The sequence below is a fragment of the Bacillota bacterium genome (assembly GCA_012842395.1).
Taxonomy (GTDB): Bacteria; Bacillota; SHA-98; order UBA4971; family UBA4971; genus UBA6256.
Window position 1 is genome coordinate 140518 of the sequence record DUSX01000034.1, and the last position, 15955, is coordinate 156472.

At 63.6% G+C, this 15955-nt stretch carries 13 protein-coding genes; all 13 read right to left on the minus strand.

The annotated features are described in order from the left end of the window. Positions 1 to 123: 123 nt before the first annotated feature. Entirely contained in the window at positions 124 to 915 is a 792-nt protein-coding gene (locus GX515_10465; GenBank protein HHY33412.1) for a TIGR00282 family metallophosphoesterase, read from the minus strand. After that, positions 912 to 1481, minus strand: a complete 570-nt coding sequence (locus GX515_10470) for a hypothetical protein (GenBank protein HHY33413.1) — start codon at positions 1479 to 1481, stop codon at positions 912 to 914. Before GX515_10470 ends, GX515_10465 begins: the two co-directional genes overlap by 4 nt. Positions 1482 to 1611: 130 nt before the next feature. After that, on the minus strand, positions 1612 to 3147 hold the full coding sequence (gene rny / locus GX515_10475) for a ribonuclease Y (GenBank protein HHY33414.1): 1536 nt from the start codon (positions 3145 to 3147) through the stop codon (positions 1612 to 1614). A 235-nt stretch (positions 3148 to 3382) separates the two neighbouring features. After that, on the minus strand, positions 3383 to 3943 hold the full coding sequence (locus tag GX515_10480) for a regulatory protein RecX (protein ID HHY33415.1): 561 nt from the start codon (positions 3941 to 3943) through the stop codon (positions 3383 to 3385). Between the two features lie 455 nt (positions 3944 to 4398). Next, entirely contained in the window at positions 4399 to 5430 is a 1032-nt protein-coding gene (gene recA, locus GX515_10485) for a recombinase RecA (GenBank protein ID HHY33416.1), read from the minus strand. A 633-nt stretch (positions 5431 to 6063) separates the two neighbouring features. Next, on the minus strand, positions 6064 to 6630 hold the full coding sequence (gene thpR / locus GX515_10490; GenBank protein HHY33417.1) for an RNA 2',3'-cyclic phosphodiesterase: 567 nt from the start codon (positions 6628 to 6630) through the stop codon (positions 6064 to 6066). Positions 6631 to 6715: 85 nt separating this feature from the next. Beyond that, positions 6716 to 8167 carry a metallophosphoesterase gene (locus GX515_10495; GenBank protein ID HHY33418.1) on the minus strand — a complete coding sequence of 484 codons (1452 nt, stop codon included), beginning with the start codon at positions 8165 to 8167 and terminating at the stop codon, positions 6716 to 6718. Positions 8168 to 8286: 119 nt separating this feature from the next. Then, the gene (locus tag GX515_10500; protein ID HHY33419.1) at positions 8287 to 9537 is read right to left on the minus strand and encodes a competence/damage-inducible protein A; all 1251 of its coding nucleotides are present in this window, start codon (positions 9535 to 9537) and stop codon (positions 8287 to 8289) included. 254 nt (positions 9538 to 9791) lie between these two features. Further along, complete coding sequence (locus GX515_10505; protein ID HHY33420.1) at positions 9792 to 11318, minus strand: AAA family ATPase; 1527 nt, start codon at positions 11316 to 11318, stop codon at positions 9792 to 9794. A 194-nt stretch (positions 11319 to 11512) separates the two neighbouring features. Further along, a complete protein-coding gene (locus GX515_10510) occupies positions 11513 to 12121 on the minus strand; it encodes a hypothetical protein (protein ID HHY33421.1) in 609 nt (202 codons plus the stop codon). Between the two features lie 310 nt (positions 12122 to 12431). Then, entirely contained in the window at positions 12432 to 13100 is a 669-nt protein-coding gene (locus tag GX515_10515) for a ribulose-phosphate 3-epimerase (protein ID HHY33422.1), read from the minus strand. Further along, positions 13094 to 13984, minus strand: a complete 891-nt coding sequence (rsgA, locus tag GX515_10520; protein ID HHY33423.1) for a ribosome small subunit-dependent GTPase A — start codon at positions 13982 to 13984, stop codon at positions 13094 to 13096. Before rsgA ends, GX515_10515 begins: the two co-directional genes overlap by 7 nt. Positions 13985 to 13998: 14 nt before the next feature. Next, the gene (gene pknB / locus GX515_10525) at positions 13999 to 15951 is read right to left on the minus strand and encodes a Stk1 family PASTA domain-containing Ser/Thr kinase (GenBank protein HHY33424.1); all 1953 of its coding nucleotides are present in this window, start codon (positions 15949 to 15951) and stop codon (positions 13999 to 14001) included. Between the last annotated feature and the right edge of the window lie 4 nt (positions 15952 to 15955).

The following is a 15955-nucleotide window of genomic DNA, read 5'->3' on the forward strand; positions in this document are numbered from 1 at the left end:
TGAGACTACCTGCTGCCACCTTCGATAATTATATGTTGACGGCCAAAATCCTGCTAACTCCATGTTCACCTCGTGAAAAAAGCTGGGCCGCGCGCACGCGCGGCCCACACCCTTCCCCCGAGATCAGGCGCCCTCCACTCGAAGAACCCTCTCGATGCTTTTCGCTTTGCCCGTCGAGGCGTCAACCGTCACCACAGCGCCGGAGAGCTGTGCGACACCCGACGCGGTCTCGAACTTCGCAGGTAACCCCGTAAGAAAACGCTCCACGATGATGTCCTTCCGTACCCCGATCACCGAGTCAACAGGCCCCGTCATCCCCAGGTCCGTGATGTAGGCGGTTCCACTGGGCAGGACCCTCTCGTCAGCCGTTTGGACGTGCGTATGTGTGCCGACCACACAAGCGACCCGACCGTCCAAGTACCACCCCAAGGCAACCTTCTCCGAGGTCGCCTCCGCGTGAAAGTCAACGACGATCACATCACACTTCGAGGTCTGTTCTTCGAGGATCCGATCCGCCGCGCGAAACGGACAATCGACAGGCCCCATGAAGACGCGGCCGGCAAGGTTCACTACACAGAGGCGGAGCCCGCTCGCGAGCTGAACAACGGTCACGCCCCTCCCGGGCGCACCCGGGGGATAATTGGCCGGTCTCAAGACCCGCTCGTTCGCTGCGAGCACGGGATAGAATTCCCTCTTGTTCCACACGTGGTTGCCGGTGGTGATAACGTTGACGCCGGAGCGAAAGATCTCGTCCGCCGTCTCCGCGGTGAGCCCGAAGCCGCCAGCTGCGTTTTCGCCGTTGGCGATGACGGCGTCGGCCCCAAGTTCCTGTACAAGATCAGGGAGCAGAGCCTGGCAGACCCTGCGCCCTGGCTTCCCCACGATATCGCCGATGAAGAGAATTCGTGCGGTCATGACCTTGTGCGCTCGCTCCGCTTCTCACCCTGCTTGTTGAAAACAAGCACCCGACCGTCGTCGCGGAAACCGATGAGCTTTCTGTGTTGTATGGTCTCCTTCAAGTCTTCCAGCATATTCTCGATCATTTCATCCTGGAAGACGAGGTCGTCGTCAAGCGCCCCTTCATCGGTGACGCCCTCTGTGACGAGCGAAGACCCCAGTTTCTCCCTGGCAAACTCGATTATGAGCGATATCTCCTCCTGAGTCAGAGTGGCGGCGTCCCTGGAGATCTCGACCAATGAGACCCCGTCGTAATCGCGCCGGTCCACGGAAAGCGTCGGCGACATGCCATGGACGAGCGCCGCGTACCCCTGCACGCTCTCGCGCAACCCTTCGCGGAAGGCCTTCCATTGGTCGTCGGGAATAGGCTTTGATACCATGAATGTGAACTTGAGGACCTTCCCCTGGGGGACGAAGTTTACCGTAGCTATCTCAGGGTATCGAACAAGTATGGAAATGAGAAGGCTCACGCTGTTCGCGGTGCTGTCGTCGACCGTGTTGGACTCACCGGCGCGCCGTGCCACCTTGACCACCCTCCCTCAACACACGTACAACAGGATTCTGTGCCCGGGCCCAAACTCCTGCTTGGGGCTGTTTCGGAATGATGTGGCAGGGTGGGATGCTCCCGCCCTGCCACGCTGCCGAGAGCCTTCGTCACTTGGCGTAATCGACGACCCGGGTCTCGCGGATAACCGTGACCTTGATCTGGCCTGGGTACTCGAGCTCCTCCTCGATCTTCTTAACGATGTCCCGCGCAAGCCGAACGGCTGCCAGGTCGTCGACCTTCTCGGGCTTCACCATTATCCTGATCTCTCGCCCCGCCTGAATGGCATAGGCCTTCTCAACGCCCTCGAAGGAATCGGCGACTTCCTCGAGCTTCGTGAGACGCTTTATATAAGCCTCCAGCGTCTCGCGTCTCGCGCCCGGCCGCGCCGCCGAAATCGCGTCCGCCGCCTGAACAAGGACCGCCTCGATAGTCTTCGGCTCCTCGTCCCCGTGGTGAGCTGCAATGGCGTGAATCACCTCGGGCGACTCCTTGTACTTGCGCGCCAGATCCACTCCTATCTGGACATGAGGGCCCTCGACCTCATGATCGACGGCCTTGCCTATGTCGTGGAGCAAGCCCGCCCGCTTCGCGACCGCGATGTTGGCACCGAGCTCGGCTGCCATGCCCGCTGCGAGATGGGCGACCTCAAGCGAGTGCTTGAGCACGTTCTGACCGAAGCTCGACCTGAACTTCAACCGCCCGAGGAGGCGTATGAGCTCCGGATGCAAACCGTGCACTCCCGCCTCAATTGCGGCGCTCTCGCCCTCTTCTTTGATGATGGCTTCCACTTCCTTCTGGGCCTTCTCCACCATCTCCTCTATGCGTGCGGGATGGATCCTCCCGTCGGAGATAAGCTTCTCCAGGGCTACCTTGGCGATCTCCCGACGCACGGGGTCAAAGCCGGAAAGGATGACTGCTTCCGGAGTATCATCGATTATGAGGTCAATCCCTGTGAGCGTCTCGAGCGCCCTGATGTTCCTGCCCTCCCGTCCGATGATCCTCCCCTTCATCTCGTCGTTCGGAAGAGACACCACGGACACGCTCGTCTCGGCCACGTGGTCCGCAGCGCACCTTTGGATGGCCGCTGCTACGATCTCCCTGGCGCGCCTGTCGGCCTCCTCCTTCGCCTGAGCTTCGATGTCTCTTATCATCACCGCGGCCTCGTGGCGGATCTCGTTTTCGATGTCTTTCAGGAGAAGCGCCTTCGCCTCCTCAGACGAAAGTCCGGATATCCGCTGAAGCTCAGCCCTCTGCTCCGCGTGCAGCTTTGCGAGCTCCTCCTTGGCCGCCTCGAGCTCCCTTTCCTTCCTCGCTATAGACTCCTCTTTGCGTTCGAGCGCTTCTAGTTTGCGGTCGAGGCTTTCTTCCTTCTGAAGGAGCCGTCTCTCGGTCCTCTGGAGCTCGGCGCGGCGCGTCCGCTCCTCCTGCTCGATATCGTTGCGAAGCCGGTGGGCCTCCTCCTTGGCTTCCAAAAGGATCTCCCTTTTAGCAGCCTCGGCCTCCTTCTCGGCCTCTTCCACTATCCTCTTTGCGGCAAGCTCCGCCGACTCGATCTTCGCCTCCGCCAGCGTCTTTCTGGCCAGGTAACCGAGAGCAGCCCCAACTAGGACGGAAAGAACAACTGCTAGTATGATTCCAATAATATCGGATTCACCTCCCTTTCACGAACAAGGCCGAGCGTGAACTCGGCCACTAGATGAAAGACACATTATATGCCGTCATAATGTCTAGTGCCGGAGCGCCATCTCCGGCCAGAACCGGAATTCACGCATATTGTACCTTTTCAGCTTCCAGGTGTCAAGGCAAGCACTGGCCCTGCGCCCGCCTGTGCCCGCGAAGCGCCAGCCAGGGGAACGCCAGGAAGCCAGTCTCCCTCCCCTAACCCAACACGCGTCGGAGCGCCCTTTCGATGGCTTCAGAAGAGAACCCCCGCCGGGCGAGAAAGCCGTACAATCTTCGCCTGGCCGCGCAGCGCTCATCGCTGCGCAGCAACTCGGCCACACCGTGCCGCTCGGCCCAGGTGCGCGCCACGACGAGAGCCACCTCGCTTTCCTTCTCGCCCTCGAACGCGTGGCTCAGGACTTGGTCCACAACGGACCCTGCCACGCCCCGGCGTAAGAGCTCCGCGCGGATCCGAGTGGGGCCGATCCCCCTTTCCTCGGCGCACTTCTCTGCAAACCTCGCCGCGAGCTTTGCGTCGTCGAGATACCCCAGGGACACCATCTCAGCTACGGTCGCGTCCACGACGTCCTCAGAAAAGCCCTTGCCCTCGAGTTTCGATCGGACCTCCTTTACAGTGCGATCCGCCATGGCAAGCAGCTTGAAAGCATAGGTTCTCGCCTTCCGCCTCGCGTCCGCGGGGCTACTGCCCAGTGCCTCCCCCTCCGTTGCACCCATCATCCTTTCTTCATAGATGTTTACTCCGGACCCCCACCTCATTTCACCCCTACCCACCCATCGTTGCGGTTCCATCGAGCCACAACCCGCCCGCATTGCGGCGCCGGGCCGGACCCCAACCCCAGAAGGGGGGCGACCCGTCCGCCGCGCCTAGTTACACTCTCGGATACATTATTGGCCTCGCCGTACCCGGACATGCCCAGCCGGACGTGGACGGTGCCCGTCCATCGCCCGCACTTGCGGCCGCCCTTCAACTAAACGTTCTCGTCTTCGCGGAAAACTCCTTCTGGCAACCTCGTGACCCGACGCATCAAGCAGCGGCTTGCCGGCCCATCCCTCGGGTGGCGACCCCAGTGGGCTGTGAGGATAGCATACTACCGTCGCGTACGACAGAACGGGGAAGGCCGCAGCCTTCCCCCGGCTTTCGTGCCCGCCCTGGGAGTTCCCCCGCCGGACCGAGCCATCGCAGCCATTGCAGCCGTTGCAGGCCACCGGCGTCAACTCGTCTCTTCCTCGCTCGAATCGGCGGGTTTCGACGACGGCAGCTTGAGGCCGGCGAGGTGGCGGATCTTGTCCTCGATCTCGGCCGCGAGGTCCGGATTATCCCGCAGGAACTCGCGGGCGTTCTCTCTGCCTTGCCCGAGCTTGATGTCGCCGTACGAGTACCAGGTGCCGCTCCGGGTTATTATGTCGTTGGCCTCACCCAAGTCGAGTATGCTGCCCTCGCGCGAGATACCCTGGCCGTAGATGATGTCGAACTCCGCCTCGCGGAACGGAGGAGCGATCTTGTTCTTGACCACTCTCGCCCGGGTGCGGCTCCCGATCATCTGCTGCCCCTGCTTTAGCACCTCGACCCTCTTGACCTCAAGGCGTATCGTCGCGTAGAACTTGAGCGCCCGCCCCCCAGGAGTGACCTCAGGATTCCCGAACATCACCCCGACCTTCTCGCGAATCTGGTTGATGAATATGGCACACGTGCGTGACTTACCGATCGCGGCTGTGAGCTTTCGGAGCGCCTGCGACATGAGCCTGGCCTGCAGCCCCACATGAGCGTCGCCCATCTCGCCCTCGATCTCAGCGCGAGGCGTCAGCGCCGCGACGGAGTCGATGACAACCACATCCACGGCACCGCTGCGTACAAGCGCTTCAGCTATCTCGAGCGCCTGTTCCCCCGTATCGGGCTGGGAGATGAGGAGGTTGTCCACGTCTACCCCGAGCTTCTTCGCGTACACCGGGTCGAGGGCGTGCTCGGCGTCGATGAACGCCGCGATTCCGCCAGCCTTCTGCGCCTCGGCTATGACGTGGAGAGCCACCGTGGTCTTGCCGGACGACTCCGGGCCGAATATCTCTATCACCCTCCCGCGAGGCATCCCGCCTATCCCCAGAGCGATGTCGAGCGAAAGCGCGCCCGTGGGGATCGCCTCCACCGCGAGACGGGCATCGGCCTCACCCAACCTCATGATCGAGCCCTTCCCGAACTGCTTCTCTATCTGCGACAAGGCCATCTCGAGAGCCTTTTCCTTCTCCATTGTCCTCCTCCTTCTCGGGCATGCGTCCTACGCCAGGATTCGCACCGCAACCGCATCCGAAGGCGCATCTGACGCCGTTCCTCCCCCTGCAACCGGTCTCCCGGAGCGCCGCCGCGCTCGCGCGCTTGCCATGCGAGCCGCCGAAAACGCATCCCGTCTGCCGGTGGGGTCGGACCCCCCGGGTCACCCGGTCGAGCGCCCCGCAGCGCTCGGGGTCTGTCCCTTCACATCAATTCTATCTCATTCTCCCAACTCCCACAACGGGCGATGCCCACGGCGGACCGCGCTCGCCCCGCGGCCAGCGCGGCAAGCCGTCCGGCGGAACGGGCAGTCCAGCTGTGTCGCCAGAAGCTCGCGCTCCCTCTCCGCGAAGGGTCCTCCGCCGGGGGGCCCGGTGCCGTCCCTCTGGGACGGCGCGCTTGCGACGCGCCTCATTCGAACTTGGCGCACGAGATAGCCGAATTCTCAACGCCCCGTCGCTGCACGCGCCGGCGTCCCTAGCGGCGTCGGGAACGCGGGCGAAAACTCATGGCGCCGGCCCACCTGGTTGCTGCGCCCCGAACTAAGCCGGGAACGCCCTTCCGCGGCGCTGGAAAACCCCTTGAGTCAGGCCACGCGTGGGAGGGTCAGGGGTCACGGGGAAAGCGGGACTGCAGCGATCGGCCTATAGATCGGCCCGCGGGCCGTGAGCTCGCTTGCCACCAAGTAAACCGTGTCGACCTTCATGCCGCCCTGGAGGGGCGCGCTCGACGAGAGCCTCTCCGCAAGTGCCCGCACGTTTCGACTGGACCTCACCCTGCCTATAGTGAGGTGAGGTGAGATCTCCCTTCTCTCACCCGTGAAGCCTTCTGCCTTCATCGCTTCCTCCACAAGCGAGGCAAGCGCCGTAAACTCCTCCCGTCCAGCGCTGACCCCGACCCAGATCACGCGCGCGTCCTGGAGCCGCGGGAAGGCCCCCACCGGCCCTACTGCGAGCTCGAACCCGCGCACGCCCTCAACGCACGCTTTGAGTCTGCCCGTCAAAGCCTCGAGCCTCGACGACTCTACATCGCCGAGGAATTTCAGGGTGAAATGAAGGTTCTCAGGCTCGACCCATTTCACATCGGCTCCGCTCTGGGCGAGTCGCCTCTGCAATTCCACAACCTGGGGCCTAAGTGCTGGGTCGAGAAAGATGGCGATGAAAGACCGAACCGCTTTCAAATCGAGACCTCCCTGGGATTGATAGACCATCTGCTTCGATCTCTTCGACGCCCGAGTCGTATTTCCTGCTTTTGCCATGTCGTTGTCAGGGATTTTCCTTTGCCTGAGGTGTACCCGACGGAGCTGTGAAAGAGGGGCTCACCACCCTCCGCTCCAGGTCGAACCCTTGTTTTCCACCCAGAATGCGGATGGTATCGACCGCGAGGAGCTCCGCCGTCCGGGTGGTGTCACCCGCGCGCCCCACCCGGGACGTGCCGTCAACAGTGAAATGAAGCAGAGCCACGCTCATAGGGACACCGCCATCCACCTGCAGGCCCCTCGCTCCCGCACCTCCCGTGGTCCCAGCATCCACCATCACCGTCCCGTCGCGCACGGCCACGGAGACATGGTGGTCGTGGCCGCTCAACACAACCGGCACCTTTCCCACGGCCACCTCGGCGACCCGCACGTCATGAACGGCTAGGATGTCAGGGGCTCCCGAATCCCTGTTGCCATCCGCGGAATCACCTCCCGGTGCGGCGATGGCGGCCGCACGCGTCGCCGCCAAGTCCAATTCCTCCTGACTCGCCGCGGCCATGTCATTTCGCAAGGCCCCCGGGTCTCCCAGACCAGCGACGCGCAAGCCTTGGAGGTCGACTGAGCCATCCGTGAGAACGATCGCGCCTCCCTCGCTGGACATCACCCTCGACACCTCGGGAGAATCGTGGTTACCCGGGACGAAGACGTAGGGGGCACCGAGCTTCCGCACTCTCTCGGCGGCCATTCTCGCCTCGGCGGCCGTTCCGAAGTCGGTTATGTCGCCCGTGTCGATGATGAAATCCGGCGTGAAGCTCTTCACAACCTGCTCCAGGAAGTCAAAGGCCTGAGGGTTATTGTGGATGTCCGACACATGCAAGACCCTTACGAAAGGCCTGTCGCTCTCAAGCTTGTGGAAAGCCTCCGCCTTGTCGAAGAACGTGCGGATGTTCGACGCTATGGTCTCCATGCTGCCGGCCACCTCGCCGGCCTTGAGAAGGCTTCCGTCCAACAGCCCGAGCATCCACGGCGCAGCCTCTATCACACCCTCGTAACGCGGATTCGCAAGCTTGCGCTCATCGAAGGTGACATACGTGAGGATGAGGAGGGTACAGCCTGCCAAGAGGCCTGCGGCCGCGCCCGCCAGGATCCGCCGTGGCCTCCAGCCCGCCACGGCAGCGCTCCCGAAAGCCCCTCCGGCGATCGCCAGGAGGGCCATGCGAAGCGCGATGATAGCCACAAGCCGGCCCGAATCGTTCTTAAACTGACTGCTGATGCTGGAGGGCGCCTCCCCGCGGGATATGGCGTCCTGCAGCATGCCCGGGTCAATGTCCTCGAGAGTGGCTTCCAACCGGATGGGTGTGGGATGGGTTCTCGCCTCGATCCGGCCGATGGGGGGAATCGCAAGCACGCTTGCGCCCGGAACCCCAATGCGCACAGATATGCGGATATCGAGGCCAGCGAGGCGATATGACATGGACCCGAAAAGATTGATGGCTGCGCATGCGCACGCGAGCGTCACCAGGATCCTCCACCAGGGGGAAGCGCCGGTCTCCCCGGCCCCGCCGGGTGTACGCCGCATGCGCGCGCCAACGCCCCAGGTGCCTGGAAAACCGTGAGCCCCCCGGCGTGGCACCACGCCTAGCATTTCGACAAGACATGCCGGCGCAGGAGGTCCAATGCTCTCCTGGCGGCCCTCTCTTTGATCTCGTGCCGCGTGCCTCCGAGATTGAGCCTCGCGCACGCGATCCCGTGCCGCGACGCAATGCCGACGAAGACAAGCCCCACGGGTTTCCCTGCGGTTCCCCCGGACGGCCCGGCGATGCCGGTGGTTGAGACGGCTACGTCCGCATGTCCCTTCAGGAGTGCGCCCTTCGCCATGGCTATCGCCACCTCACGGCTCACGGCGCCGTGCGTCTCCAAAGCCTCGGCCGGGACCCCGAGGATCTCGCGCTTAGCCTCGTTACTGTAGCTCGTCACGCCGAGCCCCAACACCGCGGAGCTGCCGGGCACCTGCGTGAGCTTGTGCGCGATGAGCCCGCCGGTGACCGACTCCGCGACCGCGCACCTGAGGCCCTTCGCAGTCAAGAGCCTGACCACGGCATCCTGGAGCTCGTCGTCGCCCGTCCCGTACACGTCGTCGCCCAGCCTCGCGCGGATCTCCGCCTCAACCGGCGCGATCATGGCCTCCGCCTCCTGCGGGGACCTTGCCTTCGCTGCGATACGAAGGGCCACCTCTCCAAGCGACACCAGCGGGGCCACAGTCGGGTTGCTCCTTCCGTGAAGGAGGTCACGCACCTCCTCCTCAACCGACGCCTCGCCCCTGCCGCAGATCTTGAGAACTTTCCATACGATGACGCTCGAGGCGTCGCCCATCCTGCCTTGCAAGTAGGGGAGGACGGTGCTCTCCATCATGCCCTCCATCTCGCCTGGAACACCCGGCATCGAGATGACCACCTTGCCGTCCGTTGACGCGATGAATCCGCAGGCCGTTCCCCGGTCGTTGTCAATGACCTGGGCGCCTTCGGGGACCATCGCCTGGCGCACGGCGCTTTCCAACCCGATCTCGTGCCCCGCCCTTGCCAGCCGAGACTCGGCGCGGCGGCGTGCACGCTCTGAGACCACGAGCGGCACGCCCAGGGCCTTCGCCACGGCCTCCCTGGTGGGATCGTCCTCGGTCGGCCCGAGGCCGCCCGTGGTGATAACGACATCCGCCCTCTCGAGGGCCTCGTTGATGGCGGCGACGACCCTGTCGGGGTTGTCCCCCACCGTGACCCTGTGAAAGACGTCCACGCCGATCTCCGCAAGCTTGCGAGAGATGTAAGCGGCGTTGGTATCCACGATCTGTCCGAGCAGCAGCTCGGTTCCAATGGAGACTATCTCGGCCTTCACGGCGATCACCTTCCGCACCGCAGCTTAACGCACGTCGCCACAGGTTCCCGTAGTCCGCGCTCCCTTCAAGCCCGAAAGTCCCGCCCCACGGTCGCCGGTGCTTGCACGATGCACGACAGAGCACGGACGATTCGCTTGGCCTCGCGCACAGAGGCCGAACGGAGCGCACCGCAAGTGCGCCGTCCCCGGAGGGCAAGGCCGGCGACCCGAGCCGGGGCCCTCAAGAAAAGAGACGAGGAGTCACGGCGCCGTACCTAAACCGAAGCCCGTTCGCGGGCGAGACTCGTTTTCACGCTCCTCCCGAGCATCTCTCTGAACTCATCGCCCTCTATCTTCTCCCTCTCGAGCAGCGTCACGCTGGCCTCCACGAGGACGTCCTTTCGGGATTCGAGGATCTGCCGGACCCTGCGTTCCTGCCCCCTCAGGATCGACGTCATGGTCTCGTGGTAGAGCTGTCTCGGGAGCTCATCCACGTTCACCACGCCAAGCTGCGACATCCCAGAGCCGATGAGACGCCTTGCGATGTCCAGGGCCTGTTCGAAGTCGTTCGCCGCACCCGTGGACCGCGTCCCGAAGCGGATCTCCTCGGCCACGGCACCCCCCAGGAGCACCGCGAGCTGGTCCTCAAGCCACTCACGCGTGTACAGGCACAGGTCCTCCTCCTGAGTCTGCCTGGTATAGCCCAGCGCCTTTCCCCGTGACGTAACGGTGATCGTTGAAACCGAGCCCGGGCGGAGCACTTCGCTTGCAAGCGCGTGCCCGACTTCGTGGAACGCGATCCTCTCAAGGTCCGCACGGCTCGGCCGACGGTCGAGCCTCTCTCCCATCATGACCTTGTCTATGGCGTCCCTGAATTCCCTCGCTCCGATCGTGCCCTTCCCTTGCCGCATCGCGAGAATGGCCGCCTCGTTCACGAGGTTCTCAAGGTGGGCACCGGAGAACCCGAACGTCTGCTGCGCGATGTCTTCGAGATCGACGTCCTCGCCAAGTGGCTTGCCTTTCGTGTGGATTCGAAGGATATGGAGCCGCCCCTCGCGATCAGGAAGGTTCACCTGGACGATGCGGTCGAATCTACCAGGCCGAAGGAGCGCGGGGTCGAGCAGGTCGGCCCTGTTCGTGGCGCCTATCACCAGTAGCCTGACGTCGTCGTACGGGTTTATGCCGTCCATCTCTACGAGCAGCTGGTTGAGCGTCTGATCATACTCCAAATGGCTCGTGTGCTTGCCGCGCTTGCCGCCCAGCACCTCGATCTCGTCTATGAATATCATGGCGCTGCCGCGCTTCTCGCGGACCGCGCGCGTCCTCGCCGTATTGAAGAGCTGGCGGACCCGTTGCGCCCCCACCCCAGCGTACATCTCGACGAATTCGGACCCGCTCGCTGCCAGGAACACGCTGCCGGTGTAGCTCGCGGCGGCTTTGGCGAGCAACGTCTTGCCGGTGCCCGGAGGGCCCGTAAGGAGGATGCCCCGCAAGGGCCGAATGCCCAGGGCCTTGACCTTGTCCGCGTTCACCACGAATTCGAGCGCCTCCAGGAGCTCTCGCTTGGCGACTTCCTGGCCCCCAATGTCGTTGAACGAGACATGCGGCACCCCCGGGTCCTGCCGCCCTCCGCTCAGCACGTGAAAGCGCTTGCCAACCCCGACCCCCGGGCCGGCGGCCTGGAGGTACCATAAGGCAACCGCGATTCCCATGAGAAGAACGAGCGGCATTATGTTGTATCCGGAGACGGCGAGGAAGGTTGCCGCGGCGAGCGACGCCCCCACGCCGATTTCCTTGAGCATCTCTGGTTTCCCTCTCCCTCCCCCGCAAGGCAAAGCAGCTCCCGGTCTCGCTTCAGGTTGAGGAACGGGCCTCGTCTCCGCGCGTCCGGGACGAGACCAGGGCTTCTCGGCCTCCCGCGGCGAAAAGTCCCACGACGAGTCCCGCCGCCCAAACTCGACCTCGACACGCGAGCGTCGGCGGGCGGTCCCGTGTATCAACGCAGACCACAGCCGGTGAAGGGCGACTGCCAAGGGACGGACGCTGCGCGCTGGTCGCCGCCCACCACACCACCCGACGCCGTCGCATCCTTCCTCGGGATCACCTCGTAAAGATAGTGCGCGCCTTCATGCAGTTGCAGGTACACGTTGCGGGAGTCGACGTAAACGTTCCACCTCTCCAGCCCCGCTTCTGCGGCAAGGGCATCGATTGCCTTCGCCATGTCCCGGAACGTGCCACGCGCCATCGCTTCTTCCACGGCAAAGCGCATTCGCCGGTACGCGTCGGAGAGCTGGCCGGTTCTGGTGTCTTCGATGATGAGGCGAGAGACCCTCCCGGTCGCCCGCGTGATCCCGTCTTGGATTTGCAGGTATGCGGCCTGAAGGTCCCGAACGTCCTTCAGCTTGACCCGCACCTCGAGGTCAGACGCCGACCCCGTGGCTGGCATGATCTGCCAGGCAGCCACATCAGCGCGGCTTCGGAGGAACGCTTCCATGGGCCGTTCCACCTGAACGTGGTACGCGGCGATCCGCCCACCGGTGAGGATGGCGAATGTCACGAGGAACGCTACTATGACCTTCCTGATATCGAGCCCGAATACCTTCACCTGCTCTCCCTCCCACGGGCTAGCAGCAATTATAGCACAACGCCCCCGCCTTGCGCGAGGGCAAACTTGAGGCAAACATGGCAATCGGGTCGTCGAGCCCGCTCCCGTACATCTTTGCCTCTGCATTCGGGTCCAAGGCTCGTCGCGACCTTCCAGGCATCGCAGGACGTAGGAACGCGCGCCCGTGTGTGCTTAGTGGTGCGGGGCAACCCGTGTCTTGTCGAGGAAACACGCGCCACCCACATCGCGTCACGGCGGAACCGCGGAACCGGACACGGGCCACATCCGGCGTCCGGTCACAGCCCTGCCATCAACAGGACGGGAGCGCCGAAAACGCGCTCCTCCTCAAGCGCTCCACGTTCGCGCAAGGGTCTAGCCCGTCGAACACGAAATTCCCGGCAACGAGAACATTGGCCCCAGCCTCCACCGCGAGAGGCGCCGTAGTGTCTCGTATGCCGCCGTCCACCTCGATGTCGATGCATCTGTGAGCGCGCTCGATCATCTCCCTTGCCTGCCGTATCTTCGGCAGCGTCGCGCGGATGAACTCCTGCCCCCCGAATCCCGGGTTGACCGTCATGACGAGGATGAGGTCCACGAGATCGAGCACGTGTTCGAGCCAGCACGTAGGAGTAGCGGGGCAAATGGCCAGGCCAGCCTTCACGCCAGCGCCCTTCACTGCTTGGAGGGTCCTATGGACGTGAGGGGTCGCCTCGGCATGGACCGTGATGATCGACGCTCCCGCCTCCGCAAAGCGGCCGATGTAAGCGTCGGGGTCGTCGATCATGAGATGCACGTCAAGGGGCAAGCTGGTCACTGCCCTCAAAGAGGCCACCACGGGCGGCCCCACGGTGATGTTCGGCACGAAGTGGCCGTCCATCACGTCCACGTGCAAGAGGTCCGCACACCGCTCCACACGGGCTACCTCATCCGCGAGGTGCGCGAAATCCGCTGAGAGTATGGATGGCGCTATCTTTACCAAAACTTCCCTTTCCTTTCTGCCTCTATGATCTCCTCGAGGAATTTCACGTAGTGCGTGTACCGCGACTCGGACACTTCGCCCGCCTCTACCGCGGCCTTAACAGCGCACCCAGGCTCCTTGTGGTGCAGGCACCCGGTGAACCTGCAGCGATCGCGCACCGCGGCAAACTCGGGAAAGAGGTCCCCCAGGTTCTCCCTTCGCAGCCCCGTGAGATCGAGGTCAAGCTTGGAGAACCCTGGGGTGTCCGCGACGAACCCGTCCGGCTGGACGCTGAGCAGCATCGAGTGCCGCGTTGTGTGCCTGCCACGCCCGGTCTTCGCGCTTATCTCCCCGCAGCGGAGCCGTAGGCCCGGCTCGAGAGCGTTGAGGAGCGCGGACTTGCCCACGCCCGAGGGCCCCGAGAAGACGGAGATCTTGCCAGCAAGAGCCCTCCTGAGCGCCCGCAAGCCCCACCGGGCCCTTGCACTCGCCCGCACGACCGTATAGCCTGCGCGCTTGTAAATCCTCGCGAGCTTCCTCGAGGCGTAGTCGCTCACGAGATCCATCTTGTTGAAGCATACCACGGCGCCAAGCCCGGCGGCCCCTACCGCGACGAGCATGCGGTCGAGAAGCTCGAGGTCGGGCTCGGGGTCATCGCATGCCATCACGACGACCGCTTGGTCCACGTTCGCCACGGGGGGCCTGACGAGGCGCGACTTCCTCGGGAGGATGTCCTCGATGGCGCCGCTTCCGGGCCCGGTTACGCTGAAGGAGACCATGTCCCCCACGAGCACCTCCTTGCGTTCCTTCCGGAGCCTGCCCCGGGCCACGCAATCGAAGGTCTCGCCTCCTGACTCCACGTAGTAATGACCGGAGTATGCCCTCGTAACCCGCCCTTCCGGCACTTGCGGCCCTCCCGTTACTCCTTCGGCACCCACTCGTCTTTGTACAAGATCCCGGCGATGTACACCCTGATCCTGACCTTCCGGCCCCACGCATTCACCTGTTTCTCAATGCGCTCGCCCGGCGCGTGCATCCCCACGTAGTAGTCGCGCTCGCCATAATAGTCGTTGATTTTGATCCTCACTTCCTGTTGGTCCGCGCCCGGCGGAACGAGGATCGTGACCAGCGTTGAGACGGGTGTTATAGCGTCCAGTATCGACGATGAACCTTCGGTCCCGGCGGATATCACCAGGTCCACGGCTGTGCCTCGCTGCACTTCCTGCCCGGCGGGCGGGACTTGACTCAAGACAACTCCGGGGGTCTCCCCTTCTCGAGCCTCCTCCGTGACGTTGCCCTTCACGAGGCCTGCCAGCGCAAGCCGGGACTCGGCATCGGAAAGCGTCGCGCCCACAACGTCGGGCACGGCCACTACGTTGGGCTCGGGCCCGGCCGAAACCACTATGTCAATTGGAATGCCCTTTTCCACACGCGTTCCGGCCTCGGGCGACTGCGACAACACCCGCCCGCGCGCCACATCAGAGCTGTATTCCTCGGTCTGGATCCCTTCCTTAAGCTCCAGGCGCTCAAGTTCCAGGACGGCTTGGCGGACGTCCAGGCCCTTCAAGTCGGGGACCTCGACCATTTCCTTGCCCATGCTCACCACGAGCAGCACCCTGCTGTTGAGCTTCACTTTCTCATATGGGGCGGGTCGCTGGGAAATCACGGCGTTCGGCGGGACAGAGTCGTCGTAACGCCTGTCAGGCTCGTCCAGGCGCAGGCCAGCCTCTTCAGCCATGAGCTTCGCCTCGTCCAAGGTCTTGCCGGTGAAATCGGGAACGCGAACCTCTTCCACATACAGCCATTCAGGCAGCTTGATGACCGCCACGGCGGCGAGGCTGAAGAGGGCCAGCGTGACCATGACTAGCATCGCGACAGCTTTCCCCACGCCGCGCGAGCTCTTGCGGGGTTTCGCCAGGGTATCATCCACTCCTTTCGGGCCCGCCGCTCGAGGCATCGCCGGTGGCCGGAAGACCTCGGTGGGCGCGTCCGCGGCCCTGTTCTCGCCACCACCATCTCCGGTGCTAGGCGCGGCGTCGATGCGCACGCCCCCCGGCACAGGAACGTACTTCTCCAGAGCACGCACCATGTCGCGGGCGTTCTGATAGCGCTTGGAGGGGTCCTTCTCAAGGGCTTTCATGACGATCCTGCCGAGCTCGCGTGGCACTCTGGGGTTGAGCTCGGAGGGGGATATCGCGGTGTTCTGCAAGTGTTGCAGCGCAATCGCAATCGGGGTGTCCCCCTTGAACGGCACCCTGCCCGTGAGCATCTCGTAAAGCACAACTCCAAGGGAGTAGATGTCCGACCCGATGCCGACGGTCTCTCCCCTGGCCTGCTCTGGCGAAAAGTAATTCACCGTTCCGATGATCGTGCCTGTCTCGGTGAGTGCTGAGGTGCTCGTGGCGCGGGCTATGCCGAAGTCGGTCACCTTGACCGCACCCTCGGGGGTCACCAGGATGTTGTGCGGCTTTATGTCCCTGTGGACGATGTTGTTCTTGTGAGCATGATCGAGGGCCGCCAGGATCTGGCACGCGATCCCCGCCGCCTTCTCGGGCGCGAGCGGACCCTCCTCGCGGATGAGGTCCTTCAGGCTCTTGCCGCTGACGTATTCCATCACTATATAGTAACGGTCGCCGTCCTGGCCCACGTCGTAGATGCTGACGATGTTCGGGTGGGACAGGCTCGCAGCCGCCTGGGCTTCTCTGCGGAACCTCTCCACAAATTCCTCGTCGGACGCGAACTGAGGCCGAAGGACTTTTACGGCGACGATCCTGTTTAGGACCGAGTCGCGGGCCCTGTAGACCTCGGCCATGCCGCCCTCGCCCACCCTCGACAGGATCCTATACCTTGTCCCCAGGACCTCCTCTGTCATGGTC

Excerpts from the sequence above, each read along its gene's own strand:
- GX515_10465 (HHY33412.1), bottom strand. The coding sequence starts at position 915 with ATGACCGCACGAATTCTCTTCATCGGCGATATCGTGGGGAAGCCAGGG.
- GX515_10480 (HHY33415.1), bottom strand. The coding sequence starts at position 3,943 with ATGAGGTGGGGGTCCGGAGTAAACATCTATGAAGAAAGGATGATGGGT.
- recA (HHY33416.1), bottom strand. The coding sequence starts at position 5,430 with ATGGAGAAGGAAAAGGCTCTCGAGATGGCCTTGTCGCAGATAGAGAAG.
- GX515_10505 (HHY33420.1), bottom strand. The coding sequence starts at position 11,318 with ATGCTCAAGGAAATCGGCGTGGGGGCGTCGCTCGCCGCGGCAACCTTC.
- pknB (HHY33424.1), bottom strand. The coding sequence starts at position 15,951 with ATGACAGAGGAGGTCCTGGGGACAAGGTATAGGATCCTGTCGAGGGTG.